The sequence below is a fragment of the Streptomonospora sediminis genome (assembly GCF_054778995.1).
Window position 1 is genome coordinate 1 of record NZ_BAAGYZ010000122.1, and the last position, 14,051, is coordinate 14,051.

Sequence of the window (14,051 nt, forward strand, 5' to 3'; positions counted from 1 at the left end):
CGCGTGCGCCGCCGCGGTGTCGGCGGCGGCGCGGACGAACGCGGCGAGCGCGCGGTCGCGGCGGTCCTGCGGCCAGGCCGCGATCAGGGTGGTGCGGCGGCCTTCGACCGGGACGGCGACCAGGCCGCGGCCGAGGCTGCGGGCCACCGACTCGGGCAGCACGGCGGCGATACGCCCGAGCGCGATCAGCTCGGCCACTTGGCCGGTGTCGCTGATGAGCGGTCCGCCGCCGGGCGACTCCCCGCTCCAGCGCGGAAAGGTCTCGCCGGCCAGTTCGGCCGGCCGCACCGCGGTGCGGCCGGCCAGCCGGTGTGTGGGCGCCAGCACGACCAGTTCGCGTTCGGTGAGCAGTTCCTCGGTGGCCAGACCGGACAGGTCCTGCTGCGGCAGGCGCAGTAGTGCGACGTCTGCGGTTCCGTCTCGCAGCAGGGCCTGCTGCTCGCCGATTCCGCAGATCAGGGTCTCGACCTCGACCGCGTCGGGGTGTGCGGCGAACCGGGCCAGGACCGGTTCGAGCAGCCCTGCGTCGCCGCCGGGTTTCGCGGCCACCGCCAACCGCGGCTCCGCCCCGGCGCGCCGCGCGAGCCGCTCGGCCGCTTCCAGGGCGGTGAGCGCCGCCCGGCCCTGCTCCAGCAGCACCTCGCCGGCCCGGGTCAGCGAAACCCGGCGGCTGGTGCGCTCCAGCAGCCGCACACCGATCCGGCGCTCCAGGCGCTGGATCGCGCGGGACAGCGGCGGCTGGGCGATCCCGAGCCGATCGGCGGCCCGGCTGAAATTGCGTTCCTCGGCGACCGCGACAAAGTAGGCCAGCTCTCGGGAATCCATACCCTCATGGTATAGCTGTGCGCTGCAATCGGTCTTGGTGTTCCACACCCGCGGCTGGTGGGCTGAAGCCATGACAGAAACCAGAATCGCCCTGGTCACCGGGGCGAACAAAGGGATCGGCCACGCCATCGCCGCAGGGCTCGCCGAGGCGGACATGACGGTGCTCGTCGGAGCACGGGACATCGAGCGGCGGAGCACTGCGGTGGACCGGCTGCGCGCCGCCGGCGGCGACGCGCACGGCATCACGCTGGATGTCACCAATGCCGACACCGTCGCAGCGGCCGCCACGGAGATCGAGCAGCGGTTCGGCCGGTTGGACGTCCTGGTCAACAATGCCGGGATCACCGGCGACAAGCGGCAGATACCGGGCACCGGCACCGACGTGCTTCCCGAGGTCCGCAAGGTGTTCGAGGTCAACTTCTTCGGCCTGGTCGCGGTGACCGAGGCAATGCTCCCGCTGCTCCTGCGCTCGCCCGCCGGGCGGGTGGTGAACCTGTCCGGGCGGGGCGGCTCGCTGACCGCGATGGCCGCACCGGACGGCGGATTCGCCGACCTGCCGGCGCTGCTGGCCTACCCGGCGAGCAAAACGGCGATCAACGCGGTCACCACGCAGTACGCCAAGCACCTGCACCCGCACGGAATCCTGGTCAACGCCGTCTGCCCGGGCCACACCGCAACCGAGGGCAACGGGTTCACCGGCGAACGCACCCCCGACCAGGGCGCCGCAATCGCGGTACAGATGGCAACACTGGCCCCGGACGGCCCATCGGGCACATTCACCGACGCCGACGGCCCGATCCCCTGGTAGCCGTCCGGCACCGGGCACCGGCCCACCCGCCGACGGCGTGCTGCCTGCCGGGGGCCGCGGCCATCTCGGCGCACTGCGGGCCGGGGTAGGGCGCGGAGGCGGGCGTGCCCCCTGGCCGGACACGAGTCAGGACCGCGTGGCGGTGACCAGCCAGCCGCGGGCCGGGATGCGGACTGCGCCGTCCACCTCGAAGGACCGCAGGATGTTGCGGACCGCCGCGTGTGCCCGTTGCCGGGCCGTCTCGTCCGCTGCACCGGCACCGCCGGCAATGGAGCGCAGTTGTGCGCTGAACAGGAAATCGGTCGCGTCGCCGGCGTCGCGGCCGATGGGGCTCAAGACCTCGAACCCGGTCGCCGACACCGATGCGAACCCTGAGGCGGTCAGCACCGCGCGGACCTGGTCGGGATCGGCGAAATCGGCCACGCCGGGCGCCTGCTCGGCCGGATCGGGCATGGGCAGGTGCTCGGCCACCGCCGCGAAGACCGCTTGGACGTCTTCGCCCGGCTCCCGGTGGCAGACGAAGGCCAGCCGGCCGCCCGGTTTGGTCGCGGTGGCGATGTTGGTGAACGCGGCGACCGGGTCGGCGAAGAACATGACCCCGGCGCGGCTGATCACGGTGTCGAAGCGGGCCGAGCCCAGCGGGTGGACCTGGGCGTCGCCCTGTTCAAAGGCCGCGTTGGCGATTCCTTCGGCAGCGGCGGTGCGGCGTGCGCGCTCAAGCATGGGCGCCGACAGGTCCAGTCCGACGGCGCGGCCCCGGTTGGCCGCGCGCGCGGCCAACCGGGTGGTGTGTCCGGTGCCGCAGCCGACGTCGAGCACCTGGTCGTGTTCGCCCAAGGCGGCGGCTGCCAGGAGCGGTGCGTTGTATTGGCCGGCCATGCGGTCGTAGCGCTCGTGGTACTCGGCCCAATGCCGGCCGTCGGTACCGTTCCATTCCTCGAACTGGCGGGTGTTGGCGATGGTCGGCATGAGGGCGCCTTTCCGTCCGTACTGCGGTCAACGGAAGGGATCCGGGCTCGGGTGCCCGCTCGCCGGGCCGGGCCGCCCGTATCGCCGCCGCCCGCACCGGTCGGTTCCCTATGCCGGTGAGAATCGCAGAGCGGCGCGCCGGGGGCGATTACCTGTCAGGTAAGGCGGCGCGGTCGCGCTGGGCCGCCCTGGGGATATCGGGGCTCCGGCCCGTGCGGCGAAGACCGCTCGGGCCGGGCCTGTCCGGACTGACCGCGCGGATCGGTCCGCCCGGCGCAGACCGCTCGGATCAGGCCATGGGGCCGGTCGCCGGTTCCTGCTCCTGCTCCTGCTTACGGACGGCGAGGCGTCCCGTGCGGTGCAGCCACCAGTCGGCGATCAGGGTGCCGATGGGAGGCACGGACGCGGCCAGGGCCACCAGCACCACCAAGAAGTTCCAGCGCAACTGCAGGGCGGCCGCCAGGGTGATGGCCACGTAGAGCAGGAAGGCGCCGCCGTGCACGGGGCCGAAGAACTCCACGCCGGCCTCGCTGCCGCTGCCCAGGTACTTGACGTACATCCCGCCCAGCAGCCCGATCCAGGTCAGGGCCTCGGCGATGGCCACCACACGGAAGGCGGTCGCTGTGACACGCGGACTGATGCGCACGCTGTTCCTCGAATCCGGTCGGGTCGTTCCCCGGCGGTCGCCGCGGCTCGTCGCTTCTCAGGCTAGGGCGGTGGCTGGGCTGCCCGGTGCCGGGGCCGGGCATCGAAGCGGAGAGGTTCGCGACACCCGGACGGCGCGCTCCACGGCGGCTGCGCGTCTGGGACGGCGACGGCATCGCCCCACTCCAGACCACTAGTTGCGTTCCGGAACGCGCTTCCGTATCTTTTCGGGATGGACGTCCCGTTTATGGCTCGGGCCGGACGGAAGAACGCCCATCCCGTCGGCAACCCCAGGAGAGACCCATGCAGTACCGCACCCTCGGCCGGACCGGCATCAAGGTCAGCCCCTACGCACTGGGCGCATTGATGCTCGGCGCCCCCATCGGCAACTCCGACCACGACGACTCGATCAAGATGATCCACAAGGCGCTGGACGCGGGCATCAACCTCATCGACACCGCCGACGCGTACTCCCGGGGCACATCGGAGGAGGTCGTGGGCAAAGCGCTCGCAGGGCGCCGCGACAGCGTCGTGCTCGCGACCAAGTTCGGGCTGCCCATGGGGGACGAGCCCAATCAGCGGGGCACCTCGCGGCGCTGGATCACCACAGCGGTCGAGAACTCGCTGCGCCGGCTGGGAACCGACTACATCGACCTGTACCAGATCCAGCGTCCGGACCCCGATACCGACATCGAGGAGACGCTGTCCGCGCTCACGGACCTGATCCGCAGCGGAAAGGTCCGGGCGATCGGCACCTCCACGACGCCCGCTTCCGACATCGTCGAAGCACAATGGACCGCCGAACGGCGCGGACTGGAACGGTTCCACACCGAGCAGCCGCCCTACTCGATCCTCAACCGCGGCATCGAAAGCGAAGTGCTGCCGACCGCCCAGCGCCATGGGATGGGCACCCTGGTGTGGGGCCCGCTCGCGCAGGGCATGCTCACCGGCCGGGTCCGCCGGGGGCAGGAGAGCGACCTCGTGCGCGCCTCCATGTCCTTCTTCACGGTCTTTGGCAACGAGCTCCGGCTGGATGCCGTCGAGCGGCTCATTCCGCTCGCCGAAGAGGCGGGGATGCCGATGACCCACCTCGCGATGGCGTTCGCGATCGCGCATCCGGGCGTGACGAGCGCGCTCCTGGGGGCGCGCACGATGGAGCAGCTCGACGACCTGCTCGCCGGTCTCGACGTCACACTCACCGACGAGATCCTCGACCGGATCGACGAGATCGTGCCGCCCGGCACCGACGCCGGCGCGCTCGACCAGCGGTACCAGCCGCCGGCACTGCTGCAGCCGGGCCTGCGCCGCCGGCCCGTCGGCGAACGCGCCGCCGTCTGAGCAAACTCCGCGCCCGCCGGCACGGCCGCCGGCGGGCGTTGGACCTTAGGATCGTCCCCATGGCGACGCGACTTGTTCAGATTGCGATGAATGCACGTGACAACTCCGCCCTCGGGCGGTTCTGGGCGGAGGCGCTCGGCTGGCAGGTCACCGGCGACGGACCCGTTGAGACCAACCTCGAACCCGAGGGTTCGGTCTATCCCGACCCTGCCGTCGTCTGCATCGATGTACTGCGCGTCCCGGAACCCAAAACGGTGAAGAACCGGGTGCACATCGACCTCGCCACCACCTCCGCGGACCACCAGGCGGACCTGGTCGCGCGGTTGCGGGATCTCGGCGCGGTGCCCGCCGACGTCGGCCAGGGCGACGTGCCGTGGACGGTCCTGGCCGACCCGGAGGGCAACGAATTCTGCGTGCTGGAGCCCCGACCGGTCTACCGGGACACCGGACCGGTGGCCGCGGTACTGGTCGACTGCGCGGATCCGCGGGCCATGGGCCGGTTCTGGGGCGAGGCGATGGACTGGACCCTGCACGAGGCGACCGCCGATCAGGCGGTGCTGCGCTCCGCCAAGGGCGTCGGCCCGTACCTGGAATTCATCCGCACGCCCGACACGAAGACCGTGAAGAACCGCATCCATCTCGACCTCCGGCCCTACCCCGGCGACGACCAGGACGCGGAGGTGGCCCGGCTGCGCGCCCTCGGCGCCACCGACACCGACGTGGGCCAGGGCGACGAGTCGTGGACGGTCCTGGCCGACCCGGAGGACAACGAGTTCTGCGTCCTCACCCCGCGCTGACGCGGAGCCGCTGCCCCTGCAGAGCGGGCGCCGGCCCGCCGCGCATCAACCGCGCGGCGGGCCGGCTGCGATTCGGCCCAGTCGCAGGCTTATCGCGGCCGTGAGCGTGAAAACCCCCGCCTGGTACAGCATCGCGTGCCCGAACGCGGCGCCGGAGTCCGCGGCAGGCGCGAAGTAGGCGAGGGCGGCGAGCGTGATACCGACCGACCCGCCGAGTTGCTGGGCGGTGGGGAGCAGCCCTGACAGCGAACCGGTGGTCTCGGTACCGGCGCGCGCCAGCACCAGCGAGAACACCGAGGCGGTGAACGCGCCGAACGCCGCTCCGCCCAGTGCGAGCAGCGGCGCCGCCGCCCACGGGTGCGGCGCACTACCCACGAGCGGGGTGAGCCCCGCCATGACCGCGGCCAGTGCCGCCGCGGCAGCGGTTAGCAGCCGCGGGCCGTGGTGGCGGGCCAGGCCGGGAGCGCACCGGCTGCCGGCGATGGCAGCGGCCGCGAACGGCGCCGACACCGCGGCGGCGGCCGGCGCGGAGTAGCCGGCGGCCTGCTGCAGGTGCAGGAACAGCAGGTAGGTGAACGACGGCACTCCGGTGTTGAATACGAAGACCAGCAGGATGCCGGTTCGCGCCGTCCGGTCGCGCAGGGCCGCGGGGTGGATCAGCGGATCCGGGCCGCGGCGCTGCACCAGGGCGAAACAGCCCAGCACGACCGCGGATCCGGCGAGGCTGCCCAGGGTCCACGGCGGCCATCCCGCATCGGGCCCCAGGGCGAGTGGCAGGATCAGCGCTCCGAATCCGACCGTGGCAAGCACCGCGCCGAGCCCGTCGATCCGTTGCCCGGGGGCGGGGCGCGACCGCGGCAGCACTCTTGCCCCCACCAGCGCGGCAAGGGCCACCGGCACGGCCACCAGGAAGATCGGCCGCCAGCCCATTCCGAGCAGGTCCGCACTGATCAGCAGCCCCCCGAGCAGCGGCCCGACCAGCGAGGCGACCCCCATCGTCGCCCCGTACAGCCCCAGGGCGTGCGCGCGCCGCGAGGCGGGCAGCGCCGTCTGGATGATCGAGAGGACCTGGGGAGCGACGAGGCCGCTCCCCGCGCCTTGGGCCAGCCTGGCGGCGATCAGTACGGCGGGTGTGGGCGCGAACGCGCACGCCGCCGAGGCGATCGCGAACACCGCGGTTCCGATGGTGAACAGGCGCCGGTAACCGTAGCGGTCGCCCAGCCGCGCCGCCGTGATCAGCAGGCACGCGTACGTGAGCGTGTAGCCCGCGAGCACGAGCCGCACCTCGCCCGGTCCGGCGTCCAGGCCGTGCTGGATACGGGGTGCGGCGACCTGCGCGATCGTTACGCTGAGCAGCTGCACGAACGTGGCGCTCAGCACCACGGGCAGCACAAGCTTCGGCGCGGCGGCGGGCCCGGCCTCTTGGGCCGCGGGCGGGGTTCCGGCGGTCATGGACGCCGTGCGTCCGCGAGCGCAGCCGCCAGTTCGGCGGGGCGCGCGGCAAAGGGGCTGTGGCTGCCCGGCAGGGTCTGCACGGTGAACGGGTTGCCGGGGTAGGCGGCGTCGGCCTCGGCGATCATCAGGTCCTGGACCGCGGGATGCAGCGCCCGGTCGTCGGCGCAGCGCAGGAACGTGCGCGGGATGCTGCCCCAGCCCCGGGCGGTCAGGGTGACCGGGCTCGCCGGAATTGCCATGGGCAGGTCGGGGCTGAGGGCCGTCCGCCACCGGTCGAACCGGTCGGCGGGTGTGTCGTGGTAATGGGTCTGGCGCAGTTCTTCGATGTAGCCGGGGTCGGCGGAGAGCGGGTTGATCCGCAGGGCACCGATGGCGTCGGGATCGGCGACCGGTAGCCCGCCACCGTGCGCGGCGGCGTTCTCGGGTGCGGACAGGTAGTCGTAGAAGCGCGGCCGCTGCGCCGGGACGAACGCGGACAGGTAGACGATGCGGTCGACGAGTTCGGGCGCGCGTTCCGCGGCCAGGGATGCGGGGCCGCCGCCCGCGCTGTGGGAGACGAGGACGACGGTGCGGGCGCGGGCGCGGACCGAGTGCAGGGTATCCAGCACCGCGTCGGCACACTCGTCCATCGTCATGCCGGCCAGCTCCGACTTCTCCGTCCGCATCCCGGGTTGGGCTGCGGTGAGGTAGCCGCTGGGCAGCGGAGCCGCGAACCCGTGGCCGGGCAGATCGATGGCGACACTCGCCGCGCCGAGTGCGGCGAGCGCGCGCTGGGTGGGGCCCCAGTGGGCGGCGCTGTGCCAGGCACCGTGCACCAGTACGAACAGTGTGTCCAGCCGGGTTTCCGTCTGTGTGGAGGTCATGGGCTCATTCCATCCAGGACGAAGCCGACTGTGTTCTGGTATGTCTTACTCGGCGGCGCTTGATATCTCTGGGATATCGGCTGCCCTCAACGCCAACCGAGGAAGGAAACCGCATGGAAGCACGGCATCTGCGCTACGCGGTGGCGCTTGCCGAGCATCGGAACTTCCGCCGGGCAGCGGCGGCCATCGGGATGGCGCAGCCGCCGTTGTCCAAGCAGATCGCGGCCTTGGAGAGCGAGGTCGGCGCCCGGCTGTTCGACCGGACCGCGCACGGCGTCGTCCCCACGCCCGCAGGTGAGGCGTTCCTGGTCAGGGCGCGCCGGTCGCTGGCCGAGGCGTCCGCGGCCGCGGTCGATGCCGCGCGGGCCGCCCGCGGCGAGACGGGGCGGCTGAGTCTGGGGTTCGTCGCCTCGGCACTGCTGGACCCGCTGCCCGTTGTGCTGAGCCGGTTCGGGGCCCAGCGGCCGGGCGTGCGCCTGATGCTGCACGAGATGGCCACGAGCAGGAGCACCGCCGCACTGCTGGCCGGCGAGCTGGACATCGCCGTCGGGCTGGGACCGCCGCGCGGGACCGGCGCGGAGTCGCTGGTCTCGGTCACCATCGGACGCGACCACCTGGTGGCCGTGGTCGCCCGGACCCACCCTTATGCGGGGCAGCGGACGGTTGCGCTGGAGCAGTTGCGGCACCAGCAACTCATCGTCGCCGCGGGCGAGGACGAGCCGGCCATCGCCGTCGGACTGCGCACTCTGCTGGGCGCCGCGGCGCACACGCTGGAGGGCGCCACGGTCGCCCGTGACGTCCACACCATCACCGGTCTGGCGGCGTGCGGGGTGGGTGTGGGCCTGGGCCCTTCGCGGATGCGGCTGAACGCTCGGCCCGACGTGCGGTTCTGCGATGTGGTGCCGCGGACCAGGCTGCCGGATCTGACGCTGTCGTTCCGCGCCGACGACCGGTCGCCCGTGCTGGCGGCTTTCTTGGAGACCATCCGCGGCAACTGCCCCGATGTGGGCGGGGCGCTGGACCAGCGGCTGGGGGCGCGTTGAGCGTTCCAGCGGAAAGGGCAACGCCGGTGGCGGCGGCCGGTGCCCCGCCGCACGCGCGGCCGCGCAGGCCAAGGAGCGTGGTCCCGGCCGATTCGCACCGACCGGGCCGACGACGGGCCGAACCGGGTCCGGCCCGCATCCGAGGCAGTGCCCGGAACAGCCCGTTCCGTCCGACCGCGGCACCCGGATACGTTGATGCTTCCCGTATCACGGCGTGTTCCAGGAGGGTCGGCGATGGCTGCGGTTGCGAGCCGGGTGGTACTCGGTGTGTGTTCGGCGTTTTCGGTCGCCGGCGGCGCGGCATTAGTGGCGATGGTCATCCGCTACTTCGGCGCCAATGACTACGTGCCTGTGTTAACGGATTTCGGCTGGTGGGGGATCCTCGCTGGAATGTGCGCTTTTGCCGTCTACGTCGGTGGCGCCTTCCGCGCGAACCTCTTGCTGCGCGTCGGCGCCGGCCTCGGGCTCGCGGGAGGTGCCTACGCGGTCAGCGCGGTCATCGCGTTCATCGTCTCGTTTCTGGGCGATCCGGGCGGCGAGCGGGGCAATCTTGCGGACGGCACCACCGGATTCCTTTGGCTGGCCGCCGGCGCATACTTCCTCTGGCAGTCGGTCTCCGGCAGGTGGCCGGTGAGCGGACAGGAGCGCTGAAGGGGCGGGGCGCGATTCCTATATTCGGTTTAGGTTTTTGTCCAGGTGGTGACGGCGGAGCCGCCTCCTTTACGGTGTAGATTCCCTCAACCGCGAACCGGAACCGCTGGTACCGCCCGACCGGGCAACCACTACACTGGAACCTGACATTGACGTCAGGTACAGCTCCGCGGCGGGCCGGAAAACGGACCGGAAAGACGGACGGCGGCGGATCCAGCGGAAAGAGAGCTCGGCCATGCGGATCGGCGAACTCGCCAAGCGCTCCGGGGTGAGCGTCCGCGCTCTGCGCTACTACGAAGAGCAGCGGCTCCTGGAATCGGCGCGGACCCCCGGAGGCCAGCGCGACTACCCCGAAGAGGCCGTCGACCGCGTGCAGCTCCTCCAGCAGCTCTACGCCGCCGGCCTGGCGAGCCGGACCATCGTCGATCTGCTGCCCTGCGTGACCACCGGCCGCGCGACATCGGAAATGCTCGAGCAGGTCACCGCCGAACGCGACCGCATCGCCGCGCGGATAGCCGAACTAGGGCAGGCCAAGGACAAGCTCGACAGCGTGATCGAGCATGTCGCCGCGGCCCGCGCCGCACCCCCCGGGTCCAGCTCCGCCGCGGACTGCGGATGAACGCCCCCGGGCGCGCGCCGGCGCGGGCACCCGCACCGGGCCGGAATACGAGCGCCTCCGCGGTGTTGTCGAAGCTGTGAAGAAGATCGGATTCCTCTCCTTCGGCCATTGGACGCCGTCACCGCACTCCCAGGTGCAGTCGGCCTCCGACGCACTGCTGCAATCGATCGAGCTGGCCGTCGCCGCCGAAGAGGTCGGCGCCGACGGCGCGTACTTCCGGGTGCACCACTTCGCCCGCCAGCTCGCGTCGCCGTTTCCGCTGCTATCGGCGGTCGGGGCGCGGACCAGCCGGATCGAGATCGGCACGGGCGTGATCGACATGCGCTACGAAAACCCGCTCTACATGGCCGAGGACGCCGGATCGGCGGATCTGATCGCCGGCGGGCGGCTGCAGCTCGGGATCAGCCGCGGCTCGCCCGAGCAGGTCATCAACGGCTATGAGTACTTCGGGCACCATCCGCCCGAGGGCGGCACGGACGCCGACATGGCCCGCGAGCACACCGCTGCCCTGCTCGACACCCTCAAAGGCGAGGGGTTCGCCCGGCCGAACCCCCGGCCGATGTTCCCCAACCCGCCCGGGCTGCTGCGGATCGAGCCCCACTCCCCCGGCCTGCGCGAACGGATCTGGTGGGGTGCCGGCAGCCGGGCCACCGCCCAATGGGCCGGCGAGCAGGGCATGAACCTGATGAGCTCGACCCTGCTGACCGAGGACGCCGGGATGCCGTTCCATCAGCTGCAGGCCCAGCAGATCCGGCTCTTCCGCGAGGCCTGGCAGGCCGCCGGCCACGGACACGAACCCCGCGTCTCGGTGAGCCGCAGCGTGTTTCCCCTGGTGACCGACTTGGACCACCAGCTTTTCGGGCGGCAGGCGGGCAGCACCGACCAGGTCGGAACCCTGGAGTCCGGCCGGGCCAGGTTCGGCAAAACCTACGCCGCCGAGCCCGACAAACTCGTCCGCGACCTCGCTCAGGACGAAGCCGTGGCAGCCGCGGACACGCTCCTGCTCACTGTGCCGAACCAACTGGGCGTCGACTACAACGCCCACGTGCTCGACAGCCTGCTGCGCTACGTCGCCCCGGAGCTCGGCTGGCGCTGAGCCGGCGGCCCGGCGGCCGGGCCGCCGACCGCGCTCACCGGGCGTCGCGCCACTGCACGACCAGGTGCGCCCGGCCCCGCTGGACCGCAAAACGGCCCTCCTCCGGTGCCGAGGCGGGCACCGTTGCGGGCCGGGGGTGCAGGGCGAAGGAGAGCCGGCGCCCGCGGTGGGGCTCCCACGCGGCGATCTCGGCGGCCATCTGCTCGGCAAGGCGCGCGCCGCCGCCGGTGTGGGCGATGACCCCGGCCTCGTGGCGGCCTTCGCCGCCGGCGGCCGGGCGCAGGGTCAGGTAGGCCAGGCCGCGGCTGTCGGGCGTGATGGCCGCCATGTTCCCCCACGGCAGCCGCGGAGTGACCACCTCGTCGTCGATGGCCTCGGGCCGCACCGGCATGCGCGAGAGCGAATTGTCCAGGCGCAGCGCGAGCCAGAGCCACATCGGGTCCAACGGCTCGTTGCCGCCGAAGGTGACGCCCGTCCAGAACTCGTGGCGGGGCTGGTCCAGTACGCCGCGCAACCGGTCCTCGTCGGCGAACTGGTCCTGGTTGGCCTGGACGACCACCGCGCAGTCGCCGGTCAGGTCGATCCGGCGGCGCGGGTCGTCGCCGGTGCCGCCGCGCAGCGGCACGAACGTGCACAGGGAGCTGTCGACGCTCGCCCAGTGGTCGCCGGCCGACTCAAAGGCGATGCTGCGCGAGACGTCGCCGGCGATACGCACCGGCGCCACCAGTCGCCCGCCTTCGGCCAGCTGGTCCAGCCAGGCCGGCGGCATGTGGTGGGTGCCCACGGTGGCGATGACCCGGTCATAGGGCGCCCCTGTGGCGTGGCCCAGCGCACCGTCGCCGCAGACGGCCTCGACATTGCCGGCGCCGAGCGCCGCGAGGCGGCGGCGCGCGGTTTCGACCAGGTCGGAGTCGATGTCGACGGTGGTCACCCGGCCGCGGCCCCCGACCAGGTGGCCCAGCAGCGCGGCGTTGTAGCCGGTGCCGGCGCCGAGTTCGAGTACGCGCTGGCCGGATCTGGCGCCGAGCTGGTGCAGCATGGTCGCGACGACGCTGGGCTGGGAGGCGCAACTGATCGCCTGGCCGGTTCCGTCGAGCTTGGTGTCGATGGTCTTATCGGTGTAGACATCCTCGACCGGCGCGTCAGGCAGGAAAAGGTGGCGCGGTACCGCAAGCAGCGCCTGCTCGATCGCAGCCGAGCCGAGCCGGCCGCGTTCCTTCAGCTCGCCCACCAGCTCGCGGCGCAGCTCAGCGGCAGTTGCGTGGTCGGCGGCGGATACAGGGTTGTCGATGGTGGACATCGGCGGCCTTCCGGGACGGGGACAGGGCACGGCAATCCGCTCGGACGCGTTGGATGCACGCCCCGGTACGGAGCGTAGCCCCCACCATCCTGCAACGGGAGTCCCCGCCGGATTTCGGTCAGTGCACTGGCCGCCGGGCCGCCTGCCCGCGAGCCGGCGGCCCGGCGCCGAAGGCCAGGGACCGCAACCATACGTGGCCTTCGTCACACCGGCCATCGGTGGTGCGGTACCGCCCCTGCGGTCGGATCCGGCGAATCGCGAGTCCGGGCTGCACAGGGTTCGCCACGATCGGGGTCCGGCCGCGTCCGGTGCCCTCCGGCCGCGGCGCGCCGGCAGCCGTACGGAAACAAACCGGCTTTGCAGCGGTGGACAACCGGGACCGCCGTCCACATCATCGGGGAAGGCGAAGAACGGCCGGGAACGGCCGGCCCCCACCCCCGTTCTCTTAGGCGGCACCCGGTGAAGTTCAGTTACGCCATGCTCCCCGACCACCCCCTATCGCAATCCCTGGACTCCATCGAACTCGCCGATGAGCTGGGGTTTTACGCCTGCTACGCCGCTGACGAAACCTGGCACAAGGACCTGTGGGCACTTTTCGCCGCCGCCGCCGGCCGTACCAGCCGGATCCGGTTGGGCCCCAGCGTCTCCCCGGTGACACTGCGGGAGCCCACCCTGATCGCCCAGGCGCTCGCCACCTCGACGAGCTCTCCGGCGGGCGCGCCGAGGCTGCGTTGTCCAGCGGGAACTTCGGGCTGCTGGCGCAGTACGGCATCGACTGGACCCGCACACGTCCGCTGTCCCGGGTCAAAGAGGCCCACCACGTGATCCGCACCCTGCTGGACGGCGGGGCGATCACCTACGACGGCGGGTTCTACTCCTACAACGGCCTGTTCACCTTCGCCCGGCCGGTGCAGCACCGGTTGCCGCTCAAGCTCGGGGCGATGCGCGGGCCGAAGTCCTTCGAGGCGGCGGGCGAGCTGACCGACGGCTGCCACCACGCGCTGAGCTACACCCGCGAGGCATACGACTACGCGGTGCACCACGTGCGGGCCGGGGCCGAGCGGGCCGGCAAGGACTGGCGGTCGCTGGACATCGGGGCATGGGTCGTCTTCGCGACCGGCCCCGACTCCGCAGCCGCCAAGGATGCGGCCCGCAGCATGGTCGGTATCTACGCGTCCTCCATGCCCGCGGAGCAACTGCGCCGCAACGGCGTCGACCCGGCCGAGCTCAAACCGATCGTCGACGCCATCGCTGCAGGCGACCTGGCCCGCGGGGTCGAGCTGACCACGCCCGACCTCGCCGACCGCCTCTCCATCGCCGGGACACCCGAGGAGTGCCTGGAGAAGATCCAGCGCGACATCGCCCCCAGCGGCGTGAACCACCTGATCTGTGCCGTCACCGACCGCGCGCTGGTCCGGGCCTTCACCGGCCGCGACGTTGCCGAGGCGGCCGGCGTGGACGCCCAGCTCCGCCTGATCCACGAACGCATCATGCCCGCGTTCGGCTGAGGGCGGCCGCGGCGGCGCGGTGCGGACCGCCGTGCGGCCCGGGCGGGCATTCCGCTGGACGTCTGGTTGCCCCGGTCTTGCCGGGGTTGCGCAATGATGGCCGGATTCGGCCAGCGGGGCGGCGTGCCGCAACC

Annotated in this window: 13 protein-coding genes and 1 pseudogene; 8 read left to right on the forward strand and 6 right to left on the reverse strand. The window is 72.1% G+C overall.

Translation table 11 applies throughout. The features are described from left to right. On the reverse strand, positions 1-825 hold an 825-nt coding region (locus ACYVD5_RS23745), incomplete at its 3' end, for a LysR family transcriptional regulator (protein ID WP_461003350.1). Between the two features lie 70 nt (positions 826-895). On the opposite strand from ACYVD5_RS23745, the gene ACYVD5_RS23750 reads away from it, so the two are divergent. Further along, positions 896-1,633: an SDR family NAD(P)-dependent oxidoreductase gene (locus tag ACYVD5_RS23750; protein WP_461003351.1), complete on the forward strand. Its 738-nt coding sequence runs from the start codon at positions 896-898 to the stop codon at positions 1,631-1,633. A gap of 126 nt (positions 1,634-1,759) precedes the next feature. Here ACYVD5_RS23750 and ACYVD5_RS23755 read toward each other — a convergent pair whose 3' ends face one another. Next, positions 1,760-2,602 carry a class I SAM-dependent methyltransferase gene (locus ACYVD5_RS23755; RefSeq protein WP_461003352.1) on the reverse strand — a complete coding sequence of 281 codons (843 nt, stop codon included), beginning with the start codon at positions 2,600-2,602 and terminating at the stop codon, positions 1,760-1,762. A 289-nt stretch (positions 2,603-2,891) separates the two neighbouring features. After that, entirely contained in the window at positions 2,892-3,248 is a 357-nt protein-coding gene (locus ACYVD5_RS23760) for a DUF3817 domain-containing protein (RefSeq protein ID WP_461003353.1), read from the reverse strand. Positions 3,249-3,550: 302 nt separating this feature from the next. On the opposite strand from ACYVD5_RS23760, the gene ACYVD5_RS23765 reads away from it, so the two are divergent. Both ACYVD5_RS23765 and ACYVD5_RS23770 read left to right on the forward strand, forming a co-directional pair. Further along, positions 3,551-4,585 (forward strand): aldo/keto reductase, encoded by a 1,035-nt coding sequence (locus tag ACYVD5_RS23765; RefSeq protein WP_461003354.1) that lies wholly within the window; start codon positions 3,551-3,553, stop codon positions 4,583-4,585. 86 nt (positions 4,586-4,671) lie between these two features. Continuing rightward, a complete protein-coding gene (locus ACYVD5_RS23770; protein ID WP_461003355.1) occupies positions 4,672-5,382 on the forward strand; it encodes a VOC family protein in 711 nt (236 codons plus the stop codon). A 45-nt stretch (positions 5,383-5,427) separates the two neighbouring features. On the opposite strand, the gene ACYVD5_RS23775 is transcribed toward ACYVD5_RS23770, so the two are convergent. Next, on the reverse strand, positions 5,428-6,834 hold the full coding sequence (locus ACYVD5_RS23775) for an MFS transporter (RefSeq protein ID WP_461003356.1): 1,407 nt from the start codon (positions 6,832-6,834) through the stop codon (positions 5,428-5,430). Then, positions 6,831-7,700, reverse strand: a complete 870-nt coding sequence (locus ACYVD5_RS23780) for an alpha/beta hydrolase (protein WP_461003357.1) — start codon at positions 7,698-7,700, stop codon at positions 6,831-6,833. The genes ACYVD5_RS23775 and ACYVD5_RS23780 overlap by 4 nt, the downstream gene beginning before the upstream one ends. Positions 7,701-7,813: 113 nt before the next feature. Between ACYVD5_RS23780 and ACYVD5_RS23785 the strand changes: the two genes are divergently transcribed. From ACYVD5_RS23785 to ACYVD5_RS23800, 4 genes are all read left to right on the forward strand, one after another. Then, positions 7,814-8,743, forward strand: a complete 930-nt coding sequence (locus ACYVD5_RS23785; RefSeq protein ID WP_461003358.1) for a LysR family transcriptional regulator — start codon at positions 7,814-7,816, stop codon at positions 8,741-8,743. 234 nt (positions 8,744-8,977) lie between these two features. Further along, positions 8,978-9,394 carry a hypothetical protein gene (locus ACYVD5_RS23790; protein WP_461003359.1) on the forward strand — a complete coding sequence of 139 codons (417 nt, stop codon included), beginning with the start codon at positions 8,978-8,980 and terminating at the stop codon, positions 9,392-9,394. Positions 9,395-9,629: 235 nt separating this feature from the next. Continuing rightward, a complete protein-coding gene (locus ACYVD5_RS23795; protein ID WP_461003360.1) occupies positions 9,630-10,013 on the forward strand; it encodes a MerR family transcriptional regulator in 384 nt (127 codons plus the stop codon). 76 nt (positions 10,014-10,089) lie between these two features. Further along, positions 10,090-11,109 carry an LLM class flavin-dependent oxidoreductase gene (locus ACYVD5_RS23800; RefSeq protein WP_461003361.1) on the forward strand — a complete coding sequence of 340 codons (1,020 nt, stop codon included), beginning with the start codon at positions 10,090-10,092 and terminating at the stop codon, positions 11,107-11,109. Positions 11,110-11,143: 34 nt separating this feature from the next. Here the strand turns inward: ACYVD5_RS23800 and fxlM are convergent, their stop codons facing one another. Beyond that, the gene (fxlM, locus tag ACYVD5_RS23805; RefSeq protein WP_461003362.1) at positions 11,144-12,409 is read right to left on the reverse strand and encodes a methyltransferase, FxLD system; all 1,266 of its coding nucleotides are present in this window, start codon (positions 12,407-12,409) and stop codon (positions 11,144-11,146) included. Positions 12,410-12,886: 477 nt separating this feature from the next. Between fxlM and ACYVD5_RS23810 the strand changes: the two are divergent. Further along, positions 12,887-13,917 (forward strand): annotated as a pseudogene (locus tag ACYVD5_RS23810) (LLM class flavin-dependent oxidoreductase). The last annotated feature ends 134 nt before the right edge of the window (positions 13,918-14,051 follow it).